Below are 2,885 nucleotides of genomic sequence, written 5' to 3' on the forward strand. Positions count from 1 at the left end.
GCGAGCTCGGCTTTTGTTTTTTGAGAAATTTGCTGTAATTCCTCAAATACTACAGAAGCAATCTCCTCACTTCCAGAGGTACCGATCCGTTCACCAGCGATTTCGCTGGTAGAACATCCAATAACGAAAAAGCCTTCCCGTATGGTGTCACTATCAAGAAGCTGTTCAACGACAGATCTTACATCTGCTTGAATGGCTTTGACATCAGTCACGAATACCCCTCCCTATGGCCAGTATTCTAGAAAAAGAGAAGCAATGACTTCTCTATATTTGTCAGCTTCAGCTTTTGATGAACGCTTCCGCTAAGTTATGTTCCATTGTATTACTTATTTTCGTATTCGGCAATCTTACTTACGCGTCTTTCGTGGCGACCGGCTTCAAAATCTGTTGAGACCCATGTTTTAGCTATCTCTTTTGCCAATCCTGGGCCGATCACCCGTTCACCCATGCAAAGAACATTCGAATCGTTATGTTCACGAGTCACCTTAGCTGTGAATAAGTCATGAACAAGGGCTGCACGAATGCCTTTCACTTTATTAGCAGAAATGGACATGCCGATTCCTGTTCCACAAATTAGGATGGCTTTATCAAATTCCCCACTAGCTACACGTTCTGCAGCAGGGATGGCATAATCAGGATAGTCAACAGAGCTTTCACAATCACAACCAATATCCTCAAAATCAACTTGCAGATCTGTTAAAACATCCGCCACTTCACGACGCAAATTGACGCCACCGTGGTCCGAAGCAAGAATTACTTTCATAGGTTCTATGCACTCCCGTCTACATATAATCACCCTAATCGTGCCAGTTTCCTTCATAACTGTCAATTGAATTCGAAAGATTTGCAGTTTTACGGTTTTAACCCTCTTCTCTAGCGCACCCGCTAACTCGCACAAATTCTCAATCTGTTCATTTTCTCTTGTATATTTCACATGTATAAACGATCCTATATTCCTAAGATTGCGGGAAAGGTACAAAAGAAAGCGATTCTCATCATCCGATTTAGAATTTCGGATGAAAGAATCGCTACACTCTCTAGCTTATGTAAGAATAGGTAAATGTACTCATAAATCAGGCAGATCACTGTTCTCACCTCAATACTAAAGTAAAAACTGTAAGACCTCTTTCGAAAAGTACAGGTATTCAAAAGTACATTAAGTTATACATAGATAAATGCATGTAGGTGATATAGTTGATCACCGCTAATGCTAATAAAGAAATAAATAAGACCAATCTCCCTTGCAAAACTTAACGTATAGCACTTCCCTCTCAATTTTCAATACCAGAACATTATTCCTTGTTGTGTTGGTCTATTTTTTTGACTAGAAGATTAATATGGTTTTCCAGTTCATCTCTCGTCTGGCGATAAACGTTCACACTTCCACCAAAAGGGTCGGATATATTAATGTCTGGAAGCTTGTTTTCCAATTCTTCAATTTCCCTTATATCATCTTCTAACTCCTGCATGAGTCTCCGGTCCAGCTCTTCAGCTTCCATATCTTTCATAGATTCTCTGAGAATTTTGCTGCGTTTCTCCTCAAAATTTGTGTACAGCTTCTTAAGCTTCTCCCACTGTTCATCTTCAATGAGGACATATTCTTTGAGCGTATAATACTTGTCTTGATGCGTTGGATACTGCAAAGCTAAGGTTTGCTTATGACGATCAGTCATCGTTAGAACCAGATCAGCCCAGTCCAATATTTCTTCACCAATCGGAGTCGTTTCATGATCAAGCACGAGCCCCACCTCATCCAGTACTTTTCGGGAGTTTTCAGCCATAGGTTCACCCTTACCAGCAAATATGCCTGCTGATTTGACTTCACCTCCACTCCTTTTAGCCCTAAGAATGGCTTCTGCCATTGGGCTTCGACACGTATTTCCGGTACAAACAAATAAAATATTCATTCCTATTACGTCTCCTATTCCTCAATGAACTTTTCTTCTATAATATCACAGGATGATATGGGACTGAAATTTTTGTCAAAAAATGGTGTAGAGGCCGAGAGCGCACAATATGGCACCGCCAAGCAGCTCACTATAGGTACCGAGCCAGCTGCTCGCATGTCTTCCTACGACAAAACCGGACCACGTCAATACCATGCTAAAAAGTCCAAAAGACAAGACAGATACAAAAACTTCTGAACCTCTCAATCCTAAACTGAACCCCACAGGAAAGCTATCAATACTCACACTCAGTGCAAACAACCAAATCCCAGCTCCATATAACGTGTAAGCGACAGAGTGTTTCTCAGTAAAGGAGGCAAAAATAGCGTAGCTTCCTATGCAAAAAAGCAGAAGTCCTCCTCCTAAAGTCGTCCATTCACTAGCGCTGGAAGAAAGCCATCTTCCAAAAAACATGCCTAGCCCTGGCATGAACATATGGAAGACACCTACAATGATTCCAGAAAAAAATGCATGCTTCAATCTGACTGACTGTAATCCCATTCCGAGGGCTACCGAGAAAGCATCTAGCCCTAACGCTAAAGAAAGAAGTATTAAAGACGAAGCGTGTACCATTTAAAAGCCCCCTTCCCGGACATGCTATATCATGGTATGCGGGAAAGAAGGCTGATAGACTATCCTTGTTTTAAAATTTTTACAGACGCTTTTGTGAGACGATTCATAATGGCGGCTCCTACTCCAGTTTCCTTAAATGATTCACATAAGATCACATCAACATCAGCTTTTTTAAACTCACGTAATGCCGCGTACAGACGGCCAGCCACTTCATTCAAACGATCGCGTGACCCACACGCAATTACCCGTTCGTGATCGAGCTGATTTGCTAATTCCTTACTTGCGATGACGCCAACACGTTGACCTTCCTCAGCTAACTGATGAAGCTGCTCCTTAAAAAAACCATCACTTCCCTCTACGAGCCAT

At 41.7% G+C, this 2,885-nt stretch carries 5 protein-coding genes; all 5 read right to left on the minus strand.

Features of this window, described 5'->3' with window-relative positions:
* On the minus strand, positions 1-212 hold a 212-nt coding region (locus LD39_RS17800; protein ID WP_035550956.1), incomplete at its 3' end, for a DUF436 family protein.
* Positions 213-322: 110 nt separating this feature from the next.
* Positions 323-763: a ribose 5-phosphate isomerase B gene (gene rpiB / locus LD39_RS17805; RefSeq protein WP_035550958.1), complete on the minus strand. Its 441-nt coding sequence runs from the start codon at positions 761-763 to the stop codon at positions 323-325.
* 529 nt (positions 764-1,292) lie between these two features.
* The gene (locus tag LD39_RS17810; RefSeq protein WP_035550961.1) at positions 1,293-1,907 is read right to left on the minus strand and encodes a low molecular weight protein arginine phosphatase; all 615 of its coding nucleotides are present in this window, start codon (positions 1,905-1,907) and stop codon (positions 1,293-1,295) included.
* 75 nt (positions 1,908-1,982) lie between these two features.
* Positions 1,983-2,519: a manganese efflux pump MntP family protein gene (locus LD39_RS17815; RefSeq protein WP_035550964.1), complete on the minus strand. Its 537-nt coding sequence runs from the start codon at positions 2,517-2,519 to the stop codon at positions 1,983-1,985.
* 59 nt (positions 2,520-2,578) lie between these two features.
* On the minus strand, positions 2,579-2,885 hold a 307-nt coding region (locus LD39_RS17820), incomplete at its 5' end, for a Sua5 family C-terminal domain-containing protein (RefSeq protein ID WP_035550967.1).

Source organism: Halobacillus sp. BBL2006 (assembly GCF_000786645.1).
In the GTDB taxonomy this organism is placed as follows: Bacteria; Bacillota; Bacilli; order Bacillales; family Halobacillaceae; genus Halobacillus.

Bases quoted from the DNA above. Each gene is read 5' to 3' on its own strand.
- rpiB (WP_035550958.1), bottom strand. From the start codon at position 763: ATGAAAGTAATTCTTGCTTCGGACCACGGTGGCGTCAATTTGCGTCGT.
- LD39_RS17810 (WP_035550961.1), bottom strand. From the start codon at position 1,907: ATGAATATTTTATTTGTTTGTACCGGAAATACGTGTCGAAGCCCAATG.
- LD39_RS17815 (WP_035550964.1), bottom strand. From the start codon at position 2,519: ATGGTACACGCTTCGTCTTTAATACTTCTTTCTTTAGCGTTAGGGCTA.